Source organism: Polaribacter ponticola, from assembly GCF_026191475.2.
GTDB classification, from domain to species: Bacteria; Bacteroidota; Bacteroidia; order Flavobacteriales; family Flavobacteriaceae; genus Polaribacter; species Polaribacter ponticola.
In genome coordinates this window covers 317,126-331,876 of the sequence record NZ_JAOSLC020000002.1, presented here as the reverse complement: position 1 = coordinate 331,876, position 14,751 = coordinate 317,126, and the positions used below count along the sequence as shown (strand labels likewise).

10 protein-coding genes are annotated in these 14,751 nt (G+C 29.2%); 3 read left to right on the top strand and 7 right to left on the bottom strand.

Features of this window, described 5'->3' with window-relative positions; all coding sequences use genetic code 11:
• Positions 1 to 97 precede the first annotated feature (97 nt).
• Positions 98 to 1,369, top strand: a complete 1,272-nt coding sequence (locus tag N5A56_RS01845) for a DUF2851 family protein (protein WP_265724038.1) — start codon at positions 98 to 100, stop codon at positions 1,367 to 1,369.
• Between the two features lie 16 nt (positions 1,370 to 1,385).
• On the opposite strand, the gene N5A56_RS01840 is transcribed toward N5A56_RS01845, so the two are convergent.
• The 6 genes from N5A56_RS01840 to N5A56_RS01815 form a co-directional block, all read right to left on the bottom strand.
• Complete coding sequence (locus N5A56_RS01840) at positions 1,386 to 3,797, bottom strand: zinc-dependent metalloprotease (protein ID WP_274270142.1); 2,412 nt, start codon at positions 3,795 to 3,797, stop codon at positions 1,386 to 1,388.
• Between the two features lie 125 nt (positions 3,798 to 3,922).
• On the bottom strand, positions 3,923 to 6,376 hold the full coding sequence (locus N5A56_RS01835; protein ID WP_265724040.1) for an alpha-ketoacid dehydrogenase subunit alpha/beta: 2,454 nt from the start codon (positions 6,374 to 6,376) through the stop codon (positions 3,923 to 3,925).
• 145 nt (positions 6,377 to 6,521) lie between these two features.
• Positions 6,522 to 8,696 (bottom strand): gluzincin family metallopeptidase, encoded by a 2,175-nt coding sequence (locus tag N5A56_RS01830; RefSeq protein WP_274270141.1) that lies wholly within the window; start codon positions 8,694 to 8,696, stop codon positions 6,522 to 6,524.
• Positions 8,653 to 8,799: a hypothetical protein gene (locus N5A56_RS01825; protein ID WP_274270140.1), complete on the bottom strand. Its 147-nt coding sequence runs from the start codon at positions 8,797 to 8,799 to the stop codon at positions 8,653 to 8,655. Before N5A56_RS01825 ends, N5A56_RS01830 begins: the two co-directional genes overlap by 44 nt.
• 236 nt (positions 8,800 to 9,035) lie before the next feature.
• On the bottom strand, positions 9,036 to 9,329 hold the full coding sequence (locus N5A56_RS01820) for a hypothetical protein (protein WP_274270139.1): 294 nt from the start codon (positions 9,327 to 9,329) through the stop codon (positions 9,036 to 9,038).
• Between the two features lie 43 nt (positions 9,330 to 9,372).
• Positions 9,373 to 10,080: an LOG family protein gene (locus tag N5A56_RS01815; RefSeq protein WP_265724042.1), complete on the bottom strand. Its 708-nt coding sequence runs from the start codon at positions 10,078 to 10,080 to the stop codon at positions 9,373 to 9,375.
• A 179-nt stretch (positions 10,081 to 10,259) separates the two neighbouring features.
• On the opposite strand from N5A56_RS01815, the gene N5A56_RS01810 reads away from it, so the two are divergent.
• Together N5A56_RS01810 and N5A56_RS01805 are read left to right on the top strand one after the other, a co-directional pair.
• The gene (locus tag N5A56_RS01810) at positions 10,260 to 11,231 is read left to right on the top strand and encodes an aryl-sulfate sulfotransferase (RefSeq protein ID WP_265724043.1); all 972 of its coding nucleotides are present in this window, start codon (positions 10,260 to 10,262) and stop codon (positions 11,229 to 11,231) included.
• A gap of 32 nt (positions 11,232 to 11,263) precedes the next feature.
• Complete coding sequence (locus N5A56_RS01805; RefSeq protein WP_265724044.1) at positions 11,264 to 11,878, top strand: T9SS type A sorting domain-containing protein; 615 nt, start codon at positions 11,264 to 11,266, stop codon at positions 11,876 to 11,878.
• 33 nt (positions 11,879 to 11,911) lie between these two features.
• Here the strand turns inward: N5A56_RS01805 and uvrA are convergent, their stop codons facing one another.
• Entirely contained in the window at positions 11,912 to 14,731 is a 2,820-nt protein-coding gene (gene uvrA, locus N5A56_RS01800; protein ID WP_265724045.1) for an excinuclease ABC subunit UvrA, read from the bottom strand.
• Positions 14,732 to 14,751: the final 20 nt, after the last annotated feature.

Below are 14,751 nucleotides of genomic sequence, written 5' to 3'. Positions count from 1 at the left end.
GACTACAAAAATAACTTAATAAATAGAAATAGATTATTTCTTTCCATTGGTAAAATTGATAAGGAAATAAAAATTTTGTACCTTGAAATAAAAAACTATGACAGAAGATTTTCTGTACTATATCTGGCAATACAAATTATTTACAAAAACAGATTTATTTACTATTGATAATCAGTTAATAACGATTTCAAAATCTGGGAATCAAAATAAAAATTCTGGACCAGATTTTTTAAATTCTCAACTAAAATTAAATCAACAACTTTGGGTTGGTAATGTAGAAATGCATTTAAAATCTTCAGATTGGTATTTGCATAAACATGAAGAAGATGTTAATTACGATGCTGTAATTTTACATGTTGTTTGGGAACACGATGCGGTTGTTTATATGAAAAATAATAAGCCTCTGCCAACTTTCGAAATCTCAAATTTTGTTTCTAGAGAGTTGGTGTCTAATTATAGTAGTTTATTGTATAATCAACAGCGTTTTATATTGTGTGAAAATCAGATTGGTCTTGTTGATGAGTTTTTAATTGATAATTGGTTAGAACGTTTATATTTTGAGAGATTAGAACAAAAATCTGTTTTTATAAAAGACTTGTTGTCGCAAACAAATTACGATTTTGAGGCAGTTTTGTTTCAGTTATTAGCTAAGAATTTTGGACTTAAAGTAAATGGAGATTCTTTTTTACAACTAGCAAAGTCAATCGATTTTTCTGTTGTTAGAAAAGAAGTTTATAATGTAAATACTTTAACGGCTTTGTTTTTTGGACAAGCAGGTTTTTTAGAGGATGAAATAGAAGAAAATTATTATCAACAATTAAAAGAAGAGTATAAGTATTTGAAACATAAATATAAGTTAGCTTCTATTTCTAAAAACAATTTTCAATTTTTTAGAATGCGACCTCAAAATTTTCCTACTATTAGAATTGCGCAATTGGCTTCGTTATTTTTTACTCATCAAAATTTATTTTCAAAATTGATGAGTCTCACAAATAAAAAAGAGTTTTACGAATTGTTTAATTTTGAAATTCAAGAGTTTTGGAAATCTCATTATACATTTGAAACTACTTCAAAAGAATCACCCAAAAAGTTAACAAAATCATTTATAGAGTTGTTGTTGATAAATACTATTATTCCTTTAAAATTTGTGTATTTACAAAATAGAGGAGAAGTAAATGAAGAGGGTATTTTACAGTTAATTAGGCAAGTTTCATCAGAAAAAAACAGTGTTATTTCAAAGTTTGCAGCGGTAAAAATAAAATCTAAAAACGCCTTAGAAAGTCAAGCTTTATTAGAACTTAAAAACAACTATTGCACAAAGAAACGTTGTTTACATTGTGCAATAGGTAATAATTTATTAAAAAGTTAAATAGACTATTTAGGGTTTAATATTTTTTTACTTTGGCTAAACAATCTCTATAATGATATTTTGTAATTCTGTTTACTCGTTTTGTTTTTGCAAGTGTTAGTTGAAAATCCATCATTGCAAGTTCGCCTCTAATTACCGCATTAATATCTGTATTTTTTAATTCTTTACTATTAAAAAGAGTTGCAAGTCTATCAATAAAAGATTTTTGCAAATTACGTCTAAAAACATCTACATTTTTAATGTATTTGGCTTCAGAAAAAATACCTGATCTTAAATCTCTAATCATATCTGAAACGGCATAAAAATCATCTTGTACTACTTCGGCGTCAATCATTCTTTTTAATCGATCGGTGTTAAGTAAAGTGTAAAGTTGTCTGTTTTGTAAAGCTAATATTCTTTCTGTGTATCCGCTTTCCTTTATATTAGATAATATACTTTTATTAAGTAACCAATTTTGAGTTTCAAATGCATTTTTTTGTAACCATTGTAATGCTTCTTTTTGTTTAGTTTTTGTTACAGGTGTATAAATATTCCCTGGTTGATTAGGTTTTTTGTTAAACTCATAAACGCCACCAATATTACCAGTAACATGACCAATGTATCTACTCCAAACACTTAGTAACTCGCCATATAGCTCTGATAAATCATCATAATTATTAGTTTGATTAGAAGTCCAATCGGGTAAATTTTTAGCAACAATTTTTAAGTTTTTAATTCCGTAAGTAGACGCTTTTATTTGATCGTTTCCAATTCCTTCTGTTTGTGAAGAAGGGTCAAACCTCTGATCACCAAATCTATAAATAGGATTGTCTGCTTTATCAGTAATCCATTTGTTTAGTGTTGCTGTTTCTTGTTCTGGTGTTTTTGCTAAAGGAACTTTACGATATCCCCAATTGATAGAATAATGATCATAAGGTCCTAATTGGCGAATAAAACGGATATTTTTATCACCTGGTTGCGCAATATAGTTGTAACGAGCATAATCCATAATGGTTGCAGCAATTCCCATTTTTTGAGTAAACTTTCCAGAACGCAAAGAGTCTACAGGATATGCATAACTAGCAGCCATATTATGAGGTAAACCTAATGCGTGCCCAACTTCATGAGAAATTACCATTCGCATCATTTCTCCAATATCTTCTGCAGGAGTATCTAGTGTTCTTGCAGACGGATTTGCAGCACCTGTTTCTAATAAATATCTATTTCTGTAAGAACGTAAATGGTTGTGATACCAAATAATATCGCTTTCAATTATTTCTCCTGTTCTTGGGTCAGATACACTTGGTCCTGTTGCGTTTCTTGTGGTACTTGCTACATATCTTATAGAGGAATAACGAATATCTTCCATACTAAATTCTGGGTCCTCTTCTTTAGTAGGCGCGTATTTTGCCATAATTGCATTTTTAAAACCAGCAGTTTCAAAAACTTTTTGCCAATCATCTACACCTTGTTTAATATGTTTTTTTAGTTTATTTGGTGTTGCAGGATCTAAATAATATACAATTGGTTTTATAGGCTCAACTAATTCGCCTCTATTGTAAGCGTTAATGTCTTTAGGTTCTAGTCGCCAGCGTTTAATATATCTTTTGCTATCTGCTTTTAAAGCTTCAGAACTGTAATCTACGTTACCAATAGAAAAGTAACCAACTCTTTTATCATAAATTCTAGACATCATTTTGTCTTCTGGTAATAGAATCATAGATTGATTAACGCGAATTGTAATTGTATTAGATCTTGAATTACTTGGAGGTGCATCTGCATCAAATGTAAAATCTTGTACAACTTCTATATTTTTTGGATAGCTTTTTATACTATTGATAAAACTTCTTGAGGCATCTAATCTTCTAACTTTATATCTTTTTCTAAAGTAGGAAGGTAGACCTGTAATTGCTTTAACATCCGTAGAAAAGAATTTTGTAACATCAACTAAAATAGCTGTAGAATCTTTGTTTTGAGTTTTAATATCAAAAGCATAAATTACAGGCTCTAAGTTATTTGCTTTTACAGATTTGTATATAGGCAAGGAGTCGTTTGCAATAGCATTATAAGATTTTACTTTTAGTAAAATTTTATTTTTAAATTCTTCCCAAACTATTACTTGTGTATTTATTTTAGATCCAGCATTTACATATCCTCCACCTAATCCTGCAGGAATATCTTTAATTCTAGTAACTAATAGCATTTCTTTACCTAAAAATGTTTTAGGAATTTCATACATATATTTATTATCACTTTCATGAACCTTAAATATACCATCATCTGTTTTTGTCTCTTTTTTTACAAAATCAGCATATTTTGGTTTTTTACTTTTCTTTGTTTTTGATAAAGATTGTGTTGTTTTTTTGTTTTTTGATTTTTTTCTTTGAGCATTTATTTTTGAAGGAATTGTAAATGCTAAAATGAATGAAAAGAGTAATAGTTTTTTCATAAGCTTAAATTATTTTGAACTTCTAAAGTAAGAAAACGAGTTGTAATAGCTTTATGGATTGTGTTAAAATATAAAAGCTCAAACAAATATGTTTGAGCTTTTATATTTAATTTCTAGAATGTAGATTAATACAAGCTTTTAAATTTATTAGGATTAGATTCATGCATAATTTCATAAATTTTTTCAAAAATATCTTCTGCAGAAGGTTTAGAAAAATAATCTCCATCTGTACCGTAAGCAGTTCTATGTTGTTTAGCAGTTAATGTTGTTGGTTTACTGTCTAAATATTGATATCCATTTTGATTTTCTACTATTTCTTGTAAAATATAAGCAGAAGCTCCACCAGGTAAATCTTCATCTACAATTATTAGTTTATTTGTTTTAGCTAAACTTTTAACACAATCGTGGTTAACATCAAAAGGTAGTAAGCTTTGAGCGTCAATAAGTTCAATATGAATATCTACTTGCGCTAAATCTTTAGCAACGTCTTCAATAATTCTTAGAGTAGAACCATAAGAAACAACAGTAATATCAGTTCCTTGTTTAACAGTGTCTACAACTCCTATTGGGGTTTTAAAATCACCTAAATTTGTAGGTAATTCTTCTTTTAAACGATAACCATTTAAACACTCTATCACTAAACCAGGGTCATCACCTTCTAATAAAGTATTGTAAAAACCAGCGGCAATAGTCATATTTCTTGGAACTAAAACATGAATTCCTCTAACATGATTAATTATACCTCCCATTGGAGAACCAGCATGCCAAATACCTTCTAATCTATGCCCCCTTGTTCTAATTATTAAAGGAGCTTTTTGCTTTCCAAAAGTTCTGTAGCGTAAAGTTGCTAAATCATCACTCATTATTTGTAAAGCATATAATAAATAATCTAGGTATTGTATTTCTGCAATAGGTCTTAAACCTCTCATTGCTAAACCAATTCCTTGACCTAAAATAGTAGCTTCTCTAATGCCAGTGTCAGATATTCTTATGTCTCCATATTTATCTTGAAGACCTTCTAAGCCTTGATTTACATCACCAATAAAACCAGCATCTTCACCAAAAATAACAACATCTGGGTGCTTTTTAAGAACAGCATCAAAATTATCTCTCATGATAATTCTAGCATCAACAATATTTTTTTCTTGAGTATAAGTTGGTTTTCTTTCAATAATGTTAGAGGTGCTTAAATCAGTTTCACTTAATAAGTGAGAGGAGTACTTTTGGTATGCACTTTCTGTAGCAGATTTAATAAAGTTTTGTAGTTCTATTTTTTCAGGAAAATTTTCGTCTTTTAAATAGCGTAAACATTTTCTAGAGGCTGATAAAACATCTTTCCTTGTTGGTTCTATAATTGCTAATAAATCGTTTTTGTATTTATTTATGAAAGTTCCGTTTTCACTTTTACTACTTACGCTTTCAAGTATTTTAGCAGCAGTAGAAAGTTCTTCTTTTATCTCATTTAAATAAGCGTTCCAAGCATTTCTTTTAGCGCTAGTTACTTCTTTTTTAGCTTCTTTTTCTAAAAGGATAAGTTCTTCTTCAGAATCTATAAAACGTAGTATTTCCCCAGTTTCAGTTTCTAATTCAAATTCTAAAATCCATTTACGCATTTTAGTTATACAGTCATGATCTTTTTCCCATTGAAGTCTATTTTTATCTTTATATCTTTCATGAGAACCAGAAGTTGAGTGCCCTTGAGGTTGGGTTAATTCTTTAACATGAATTAAAACAGGTACATGCTCTTCTCTAGCAATTTTTGCTGCTTTTTGATAAACATCTGTTAATTGAACATAATCCCAACCATTGATAACAAAAATTTCATAACCTTTATTTTTGTTATCTCTTTGAAACCCTTTTAAAATTTCAGAAATACTTTCTTTGGTAGTTTGATATTTAGCGTGTACAGAAATTCCATACTCATCGTCCCAAACGCTCATAACCATAGGTACTTGTAAAACTCCTGCAGCGTTTATGGTTTCAAAAAATAAGCCTTCACTAGTACTCGCATTTCCAATTGTACCCCAAGCAACTTCATTTCCTTTGTTAGAAAAGTTAGTTTTGTGTTGTACACTTTTTTCGTTTCTATAAATTTTTGATGCTTGTGCTAAACCTAATAAACGTGGCATTTGCCCCGCAGTAGGTGAAATATCTGAACTGGAATTGTATTGCTTCGTTAAGTCTTTCCAGCTACCATCTTCATTTAAACTATGTGTAGCAAAATGACCACCCATTTGTCTACCAGCAGACATAGGATCTGCTTTTATGTCTGTATGTGCATACAAACCTGCAAAAAATTGTTGTGCAGTTAACTCGCCAATAGCCATCATAAAAGTTTGATCTCTATAATAACCAGATCTAAAATCACCTTTTTTAAAGGCTTTAGCCATTGCTAATTGAGGTACTTCTTTTCCATCACCAAAAATACCAAATTTAGCTTTCCCAGTTAAAACTTCACGTCTACCTAAAAGGCTACATTCTCTACTAATTTTTGCAATTTTATAATCGTTAAGTACTTCTTTTTTAAAATCATTAAATGTAATTTCTTGAGTACTAGTAGTAGCCGTTTTTTGCAACATTGTTTTATGGGTTTTAACTTTTGCAAAGATAGTTTTTTTAATCGATATTTAAAAATATCTTATTTGATTGAGAATATGATAATACGACGTAGTAAAAAAACGATTTCGTTAGGAATTATATAAAAAAAGTGATTTTGTTTGAATTTTATAAAAATCCTCTTCTAAAGAAATTATAAATAGAGTTTACATCTGCAGTTAATGTAAAACGAATTCTTTGAGGATATGCTTTTTGAGAAAGTTCCCATCCGTTGTTAGAGTATAGAGGAAAATATACTTCTAAAATATTATGAATAAAGTTAAAACGAATACCATTATTGTATCCAAAATAAATAGACTCGTTTTTATTTTTAAGAAATGCTACATCATTGTAAAATTCCATCCATTTCCATAAACCGAAACTAGAATTAAAAGCCATCATGTATTGGTTTGCAAACCTTGTAGGTAAAACAGATTTAAAACCACCTTCTGCTATTATGTATTGTTGGCTAAATAAACCAGAATCTTCAGATCTTCCAAAATAATTAAGCTGAAAAAGATAATCGTTAGCTCTATCTAACCCAAAACTAAAGTAATTACCTTCTGTATTGTTATTTATAAAAGCACCTGCAAAAAATCTAAAATCTAATTGTGTGTCTGTTGTAGAAAGAGATCTAAACCTTAGGTCAACTGCAGCTTTAGAGAATTTTTCTGCAACTTCTATGCTAAAGTTATATCTAAATTCTTTAATAATATCTGGATTTATAAAGTTATAACTTAAACTAAAAACACTGTAATTATCTTGTTCGGTTTTTACGGTTGTAGGTGCTACTTCTTTATTAATATGAACTAATTTTGCTCTTATAGATTCTGATGTAGCATCACGTAAAGATTTTCTTTTGAAAACAATGTTTGCGAAAGGAACAAATGAGGTGTAAGATAAATTAGGAGCATAGTCTAATGTTTGTCCTGCAACACCATATGCTATTTTATAAATTTTTGTATCTTCTAAGTATTGATTGTATAAGAAAGAAAAAGAGCCAATAGCAGATCTACTTTTAAATGCGTATGAAGGGGCAAAACTAAGTTCTAAGTTTCTTTTTATTAAAGGTTTGTTGTGGAGTTTTACTCCTAAAATTAAACCATTGTAAAAATTGTAACTAATATTGGGTTGATAAAATATCTGAGTGTAATATGGATCTTGAATATCTTTTAATAAAGTAAATTTTAAAGGTTTATTAAATATTTTATTTTCTAGATTTTGCCAATTATCTAGGGTGTTTAATTCAGGGTAATAGTTTTCGTAGTTTAAAGCTATTTTGTTAAAGTCTTGCTTAGGAATTGTTATTGTTTTAGAATTTTCAATACCTGTATACCATTTTCTGAATTTTACATCTTTGTTTTTTAAACCATATAATAAAACAGGAGTAGTTATATTTCTTTTGTTTTTAATCGTTATTTCTAAGCTATCTTTTAAAATAGTTATATCATCTATGGTGTAGTCAATTTTTTTGTTAGTTTTTATGTAGTCGTTAAAAAACCAATCTGTTTTTTTATCTGTTTTTGTAGCTAATATTTTTTGAAAATCTGTACTAGAAATGGTTTTAACTTGGTTTTTTTGGTAAAACTCTTTAAGTGAGCTATTTAAAACACTGTCTCCTAAAAACCCTTTTAAATATCTAAAACCTAATCCTGCTTTATATTTATTAGCTATTTTTCTATTAAAATTTGAGAGTGAATCTGCTGAAGTAACTAGTGCTTGGTCTAAAAACCTTCTAGATACAAATTGATAAACTAAAGGGTATTTGTCATTAAAACCTTGTTTAGAGATGTTGTAATTTTTTAGAAACCATCTATTAGACAAGTTTCCGAGTAATTTTGCTTTTGGGTAGTATTTATCAATATATTCTAGCATTAAATAGTTTTGTAAACCATCTAAAAACCAATAATCTGTTCTTTTATTTAAAAGTAGGGTATTCTCTATGTATTTTTTTGATAAAGCTTTAAATAAGGTAATATCCCATTTAAAAGAGTCAGAGAAGGGGCGTAAGAAATTAGGTAATTGACTTAGACCATAAACAGGGTCTTTACTTTGTGTAACTTTGTCTATATATATTTCTTTATGCGGGTACTTGCCTAAGTATTTTTCTATGAATAACATCTCTCTGTTTAAAGTAGTGGTAGCAGATTCATAGTCAACTTCCTCATCGAAAACATCAGTATATATAGCCGCTCTTACAGTTTTAAAAGTTCTAAGTTGCTTCTTCTTATTAATACTTAAAATTATATCAGTCTTATTTTTACCAATAAGGTAATAGTTGATTTTTTTCTTTTTTAGTTTCATATTGATATAAATTACTTTCTAGGACATATTCTTTAGGAATGTCAATTTCTATATCAAAATTAGTAGGGTTTTCGTATAAATCATCAATATTTAAATTACTCATAAGTTGCCATCCATTATTGTAAACAGCAGGTGTTAAGTACCAAAAGCGTAAATGATAGCCATTTTTAGTTTTTCCGTAGCTAGTAAATTTAGCATTAGGAATTTTAATTACATACGTAATAGAAATTTTAGCTGTGTCACTTGGTTTTAGAGAGTTTAAAAGCGGTACTTCTATAATGTCTGCATGGTTTTCTACTTCAATATATTCAGTAGTTTCAAAATCTATAGTAAGGTTTTTTATAGTGGTTTGCCCGAGGTCTTCTTTTTTGAAAAATATAGAGTTTTTTTAAAATCTTTTATAAACCTTTTTGATAATGGAGTTTTTCTGTCTCTAAAACTATTACCCCAATTATGAAGATAAATATTATTTAAGGCTACTTCAGTTGAGTTTATATAAACAATTTCTTGTTGTACATTTAACTCATCCGTTTCTGGATTAAATGTAGATTTAATAGAGATCGAATTTTGTTGAGCAGAAGAAAATATAGAAATGAAAAAACAAAGAATAAATAAGTTTATTGATTTTTTCATTTCTATATTTTACGTTTATTAAAAGTTGGTATTTAAATTTAAATTAGAAGTTTGGCTTCAATTTGTATTTAGAATAGAATTTATTAAAATGCTCAACAGCCTCATCTGCGGTGTCTACTAGTCTAAATAAATTTAAATCTTCTGCACTAATATTACCTTCTTCAATTAGTGTGTTTTTAATCCAATCTATTATTCCTCCCCAAAATTTTGTTCCAACTAAAACAATAGGGAAACGACCAATTTTCTTTGTTTGTATTAAAGTTATTGCTTCAAAAAGTTCATCCATTGTACCAAATCCACCAGGCATCACAACAAAACCTTGAGAGTATTTTACAAACATAACTTTACGCACAAAAAAGTAATCGAAATCTAAACTTTTTCCCGGATCTATCCAAGGATTGTCGTGTTGTTCAAAAGGTAATTCAATGTTTAGACCTACAGATAATCCTTTTCCTCTATTTGCTCCTTTGTTTCCAGCTTCCATTATTCCTGGTCCTCCTCCAGTAATTACACCAAATCCATTTTGTGTTAATTTAAAAGCTACTTCTTCTGCTAATTTGTAATATGGGTGATCTGGTTTTGTTCGTGCAGAACCAAAAATTGAAACACAAGGGCCAATTTTACTTAACTTCTCGTATCCTTCTACAAACTCAGCCATTATTTTAAAAATAGCCCAAGAGTCATTGGTTTTAGTCTCATTCCAGGTTTTAGGTTGCAATTTCTCTTTTATTTTTCTATCGTCATTTGTCATAATCTGTACATTTTATTTTTTTAGCTCTATTAATTGAGCAGCTTGCTAAAATAGTTCTTTTTGTTTATACATATAAATAAAAAAAATGTTTTTTAAGAGTTGTTAAAAGTCTTTACAAAAGTGTTAAATTATGAAATTGCTTCATAATAAATTGTAGTATTGTGAAAAAAAATATAGATATGAAAAGTAAACTACTTTTTCTTTTTGCCCTTTTTCAAATAGGCATTATTGCTAGTCAAAATACTATTGGTTTGCTTAAAAATTCTGAGAAAGCATTTGATGGTTATACTTTGTTTACCCCAGAATCCAATAATTCTGTTTTGTTAGTTGATAACTGTGGGAATTTAGTTCATAGTTGGAATTTTAACGGAACTCCAAAATTAACATGTTATCTTTTAGAAAATGGTAATTTATTAAGAACTGGTTCTAATGGTTTTGAAATTAGAGATTGGGAAAGCAATTTAGTTTGGGAATATAATTTATTAACTAATTTGGAGATAAGACAACATCATGACATAGAGCCATTGCCTAATGGAAATATTTTATGTTTAGTCAAAGAAAGTATAACTGAAGAAGAGCAAGTGGCTTTAGGTAAGAATCCAAATTTATTAAACGGGAATCTTAAATCAGAAAAAATAATTGAGATTAAGCCTATTGGAAATAATGATATGGAAGTTGTTTGGGAGTGGAGTTTTAAAGATCATCTTATACAAGATTATGATTCTTCTATTAGTAATTTTGGAGATGTGGTATCTCATCCTGAGTTAGTTGATTTTAATTATACTGAAACAGATCTAAATCATTCTGATTGGCTGCATATGAACAGTATAGATTATAATGCAGAGTTAGATCAAATACTTTTGTCTGCAAGAACTCTTGGAGAAATTTACATCATAGATCATAGTACTACTACTATTGAAGCCTCATCACATACTGGAGGGGCTTATGGAAAAGGTGATGATTTTTTATGGCGTTGGGGAAATCCTCAGGTCTACAGACAAGGGGATGAATCTTCTCAAAAATTATTTAAACAACATGATGCTAAATGGATAAATGAAGGTTATGCTAATGAAAATAAGATTACTGTTTTTAATAATGATAGTGATGGTACAAATACTTTTAGTCAGTTCATATTGTTGCACCAAATTTAGATGAAAATAATAAATATCAATTAGAAAGTAATGTGTTTTTACCTACCGATTTTTTTTGGTCGTGGAGTGGAGAAATACTTGGAGAAGTGTTGTATGAATTTAAGAAAAGTGGTGTTCATGGCTTAGAAAATGGAAATTTGTTAATTTGTGTAACTAGTAAAGGAAGGTTAAGTGAAGTTGATTCTAATGGAGATGTAGTTTGGGTTTATAGGAATCCTGTTGGAACCAAAACATATAATCAATTTGTGACTGAAATAGAGATTTTAAGAGATAATAGTATGTTTAGGGGAGAAAAGTATCATAAAAATTATGAGGGTTTTTTAGGAAAAGATTTATCACCTAAAGGCATAATAGAGGATGTAAATACATTGTCAAATAGTTGTAATGAAACGCTCTCTTTTATGGAACTTAATTATTTAGATAAGATTATTACATTTAATAATCCCGTTTTAAATAAAACAATTTCATTTTACGAAAAAATAGAAAATGTTGATATTTTAGTTTATAATATGTTAGGTCAAGTTATTTTAAAGCAAACTAATTTTAAGGGAGATAAAATTGTAATTCCTAATTTAGTAAAAGGGATACATTTTATTATGATAAAAGAAAATGGTAAACTTCAAGTAAAGAAGTTTTTAGTAAAATAATATTCAACTTTTATTTTTAAAAAAAGTTGAATATTAAAGTTCTTTTTTAAGAAATTGAGCAGTATAACTTTTTTTATGTTTAACTATTTGTTCTGGAGTTCCTGTATATAAAATTGTACCTCCTTTTTTACCACCTTCTATACCAACATCTATTATGTAATCTGCTAGTTTTACAACATCTAAATTATGCTCTATAATTAATACAGTATTACCTTTATCAGCTAGTTTATTTAGAACCTCCATTAATACTCTTATGTCTTCGAAATGTAAGCCTGTTGTTGGTTCATCTAGAATGTAAAATGTATTTCCAGTATCTCTTTTAGATAGTTCAGAGGCTAATTTTATTCTTTGAGCTTCACCGCCCGAAAGTGTTGTAGATCTTTGGCCAAGTGTTATATAGCCTAAGCCAACGTCTTTAATTGTTTTTAGCTTTCGGTGAATTTTAGGTATGTTAACAAAGTACTCTGTAGCATCTTCAATAGTCATATTTAAAACATCAGAGATAGATTTTCCTTTATAACGAATTTCTAAAGTTTCTCTATTAAAACGTTTTCCTTGGCAAGTTTCACATTCTACATGAACATCAGGTAAAAAGTTCATTTCAATAACCTTAACACCACCACCTTGGCAAGTTTCGCATCTACCACCTTTTACGTTAAATGAAAAACGACCTGGTTTATACCCACGAATAGCAGCTTCTGGTGTTTTGGCAAATAAACTTCTAATTTCAGAAAAAGTACCCGTGTAAGTGGCAGGATTAGAACGTGGTGTTCTACCTATAGGAGATTGATCTATATCTATAACCTTATCTACATGTTCTAAACCTTCAATTTTCTTATAAGGCATTGGTTTTTTTACACCTCTATAGATATGAGCATTTAAAATTGGGTATAATGTTTCGTTTATTAAGGTTGATTTTCCACTACCAGAAACACCTGTTACACATATCATTTTACCTAAAGGAAATTCAACTGAAACATTTTTTAAATTATTACCAGTTGCTCCTTTTAATTTAATAGTTTTTCCGTTTCCTTCTCGTCGAGTTTTAGGAACAGCTATTTCTTTTCTTCCGGTTAAATAATCAGAAGTTAAGGTTTTTTGTTTTTTTAGTTCTTTAAATGTTCCGGATGAAACAATTTCTCCTCCATGTCTTCCAGCTCCAGGTCCAATATCAAAAACAAAATCTGCATGTTCCATCATGTCTTTGTCATGTTCAACTACTAAAACAGAGTTTCCTAGATCGCGTAGTTTTACTAAAGAATCTATTAATTTTTGATTGTCTCTTTGGTGTAGCCCAATACTTGGTTCATCTAATATATATAAAACACCTACTAATTGAGAGCCAATTTGAGTTGCCAAACGAATTCTTTGTGCTTCTCCACCAGAAAGAGATTTAGAAGTTCTGTCTAATGTTAGGTAATCTAAACCAACATCTAGTAAAAACTGAATTCTTGTTCTAATTTCTTTTAAAATTTCAGAAGCAATTGTAAGTTGTTTTTCTGATAGTTTTTCTTCAATATTATTAAACCATTTAGCAAGTTCGGTAATATCCATTTGTGCTAAATCGCTAATATTTTTATCTATAATTTTAAAATGAAGCGCTTCTTTTTTTAATCTTTTTCCACCGCAAGTAGAGCAAGAAACTTCATCCGTAAAACCTTTTGCCCACCTTTTGATAGTTGTGCTTTCTGCGTTTTTATATTGATTTTCTATAAAAGAAATAATACCTTCAAAATCAATTTTATAGTTTCTAGTAACACCAACCGTTTTAGATTCAATTTCAAAAGATTCATTTCCACCATTTAAAATAATATCTAAAGCCTCCTTTGGAATGTCTTTAATAGCGTCTGTTAATTTAAATTTATAACGTTCCGCAATATTTTGAAGTTGTTTAAAAATCCAACTATTTTTTTCTTCTCCTAGTGGAGTAATTCCTCCATTTTTTATAGAAATAGAATTGTCTGGTATTACTTTTTTTAAGTTTATCTCATTTGTAATACCTAAACCATTACATTTATTACAGGCTCCTTTTGGTGAGTTAAAAGAAAAGTTATTAGGTTCTGGGTTTGGGTAAGCAATACCCGTTGTAGGGCACATTAACTCTCTACTAAAATATCTAGGAGTGTTGTCTTCTAAATCAATAACCATCATAATGTTATTGCCAGAATATAATGCCGTTTTAATTGTTTCTTCTAATCGTTTTTCTATAGATTCATTAACAATTAACCTGTCTATAACAACTTCAATATCATGCGTTTTATACCTATCTAAACGCATTCCTTTTTCTATCTCTCTAATTTCTCCATCAACTCTAACTTTTACAAAACCTTGTTTAGATATTTGTTCAAAAAGTTCACGATAATGTCCTTTTCTAGATTTAATTAATGGTGCTAGAACAGCTATTTTTTTGTTTTCGAAGTCTTTTAAAATAAGTTGTCTAATCTGTTCATCAGAATAACTTACCATTTTTTCTCCTGTATTGTAAGAATATGCGTCAGCTGCTCGCGCAAACAAAAGACGTAGAAAATCGTAAATTTCTGTAATAGTTCCAACTGTAGAACGCGGACTTTTATTTGTGGTTTTTTGCTCTATGGAGATTACAGGTGATAAACCATCAATTTTGTCAACATCTGGTCTTTCTAAACCTCCTAAAAATTGACGCGCATATGCAGAAAATGTTTCTATATAACGTCTCTGTCCTTCGGCGTAAATAGTATCAAAAGCTAAAGAAGATTTTCCGCTACCGCTTAAACCAGTAATTACTACTAGTTTTTCGCGAGGAATTTTTACATCAATATTCTTTAAATTATGAACTCTTGCTCCGTAAACTTCTATGTATTCTTGGTCTTTCAAATAAAGGTGATTTTTGCAAA

What these genes read in the sequence shown, in the direction of transcription:
- N5A56_RS01815 (WP_265724042.1), bottom strand. Translation starts at nt 10,080, where the DNA reads ATGACAAATGACGATAGAAAAATAAAAGAGAAATTGCAACCTAAAACC.
- N5A56_RS01840 (WP_274270142.1), bottom strand. Translation starts at nt 3,797, where the DNA reads ATGAAAAAACTATTACTCTTTTCATTCATTTTAGCATTTACAATTCCT.
- N5A56_RS01810 (WP_265724043.1), top strand. Translation starts at nt 10,260, where the DNA reads ATGAAAAGTAAACTACTTTTTCTTTTTGCCCTTTTTCAAATAGGCATT.
- N5A56_RS01825 (WP_274270140.1), bottom strand. Translation starts at nt 8,799, where the DNA reads ATGAGTAATTTAAATATTGATGATTTATACGAAAACCCTACTAATTTT.
- N5A56_RS01820 (WP_274270139.1), bottom strand. Translation starts at nt 9,329, where the DNA reads ATGAAAAAATCAATAAACTTATTTATTCTTTGTTTTTTCATTTCTATA.
- N5A56_RS01835 (WP_265724040.1), bottom strand. Translation starts at nt 6,376, where the DNA reads ATGTTGCAAAAAACGGCTACTACTAGTACTCAAGAAATTACATTTAAT.
- N5A56_RS01845 (WP_265724038.1), top strand. Translation starts at nt 98, where the DNA reads ATGACAGAAGATTTTCTGTACTATATCTGGCAATACAAATTATTTACA.
- N5A56_RS01830 (WP_274270141.1), bottom strand. Translation starts at nt 8,696, where the DNA reads ATGAAACTAAAAAAGAAAAAAATCAACTATTACCTTATTGGTAAAAAT.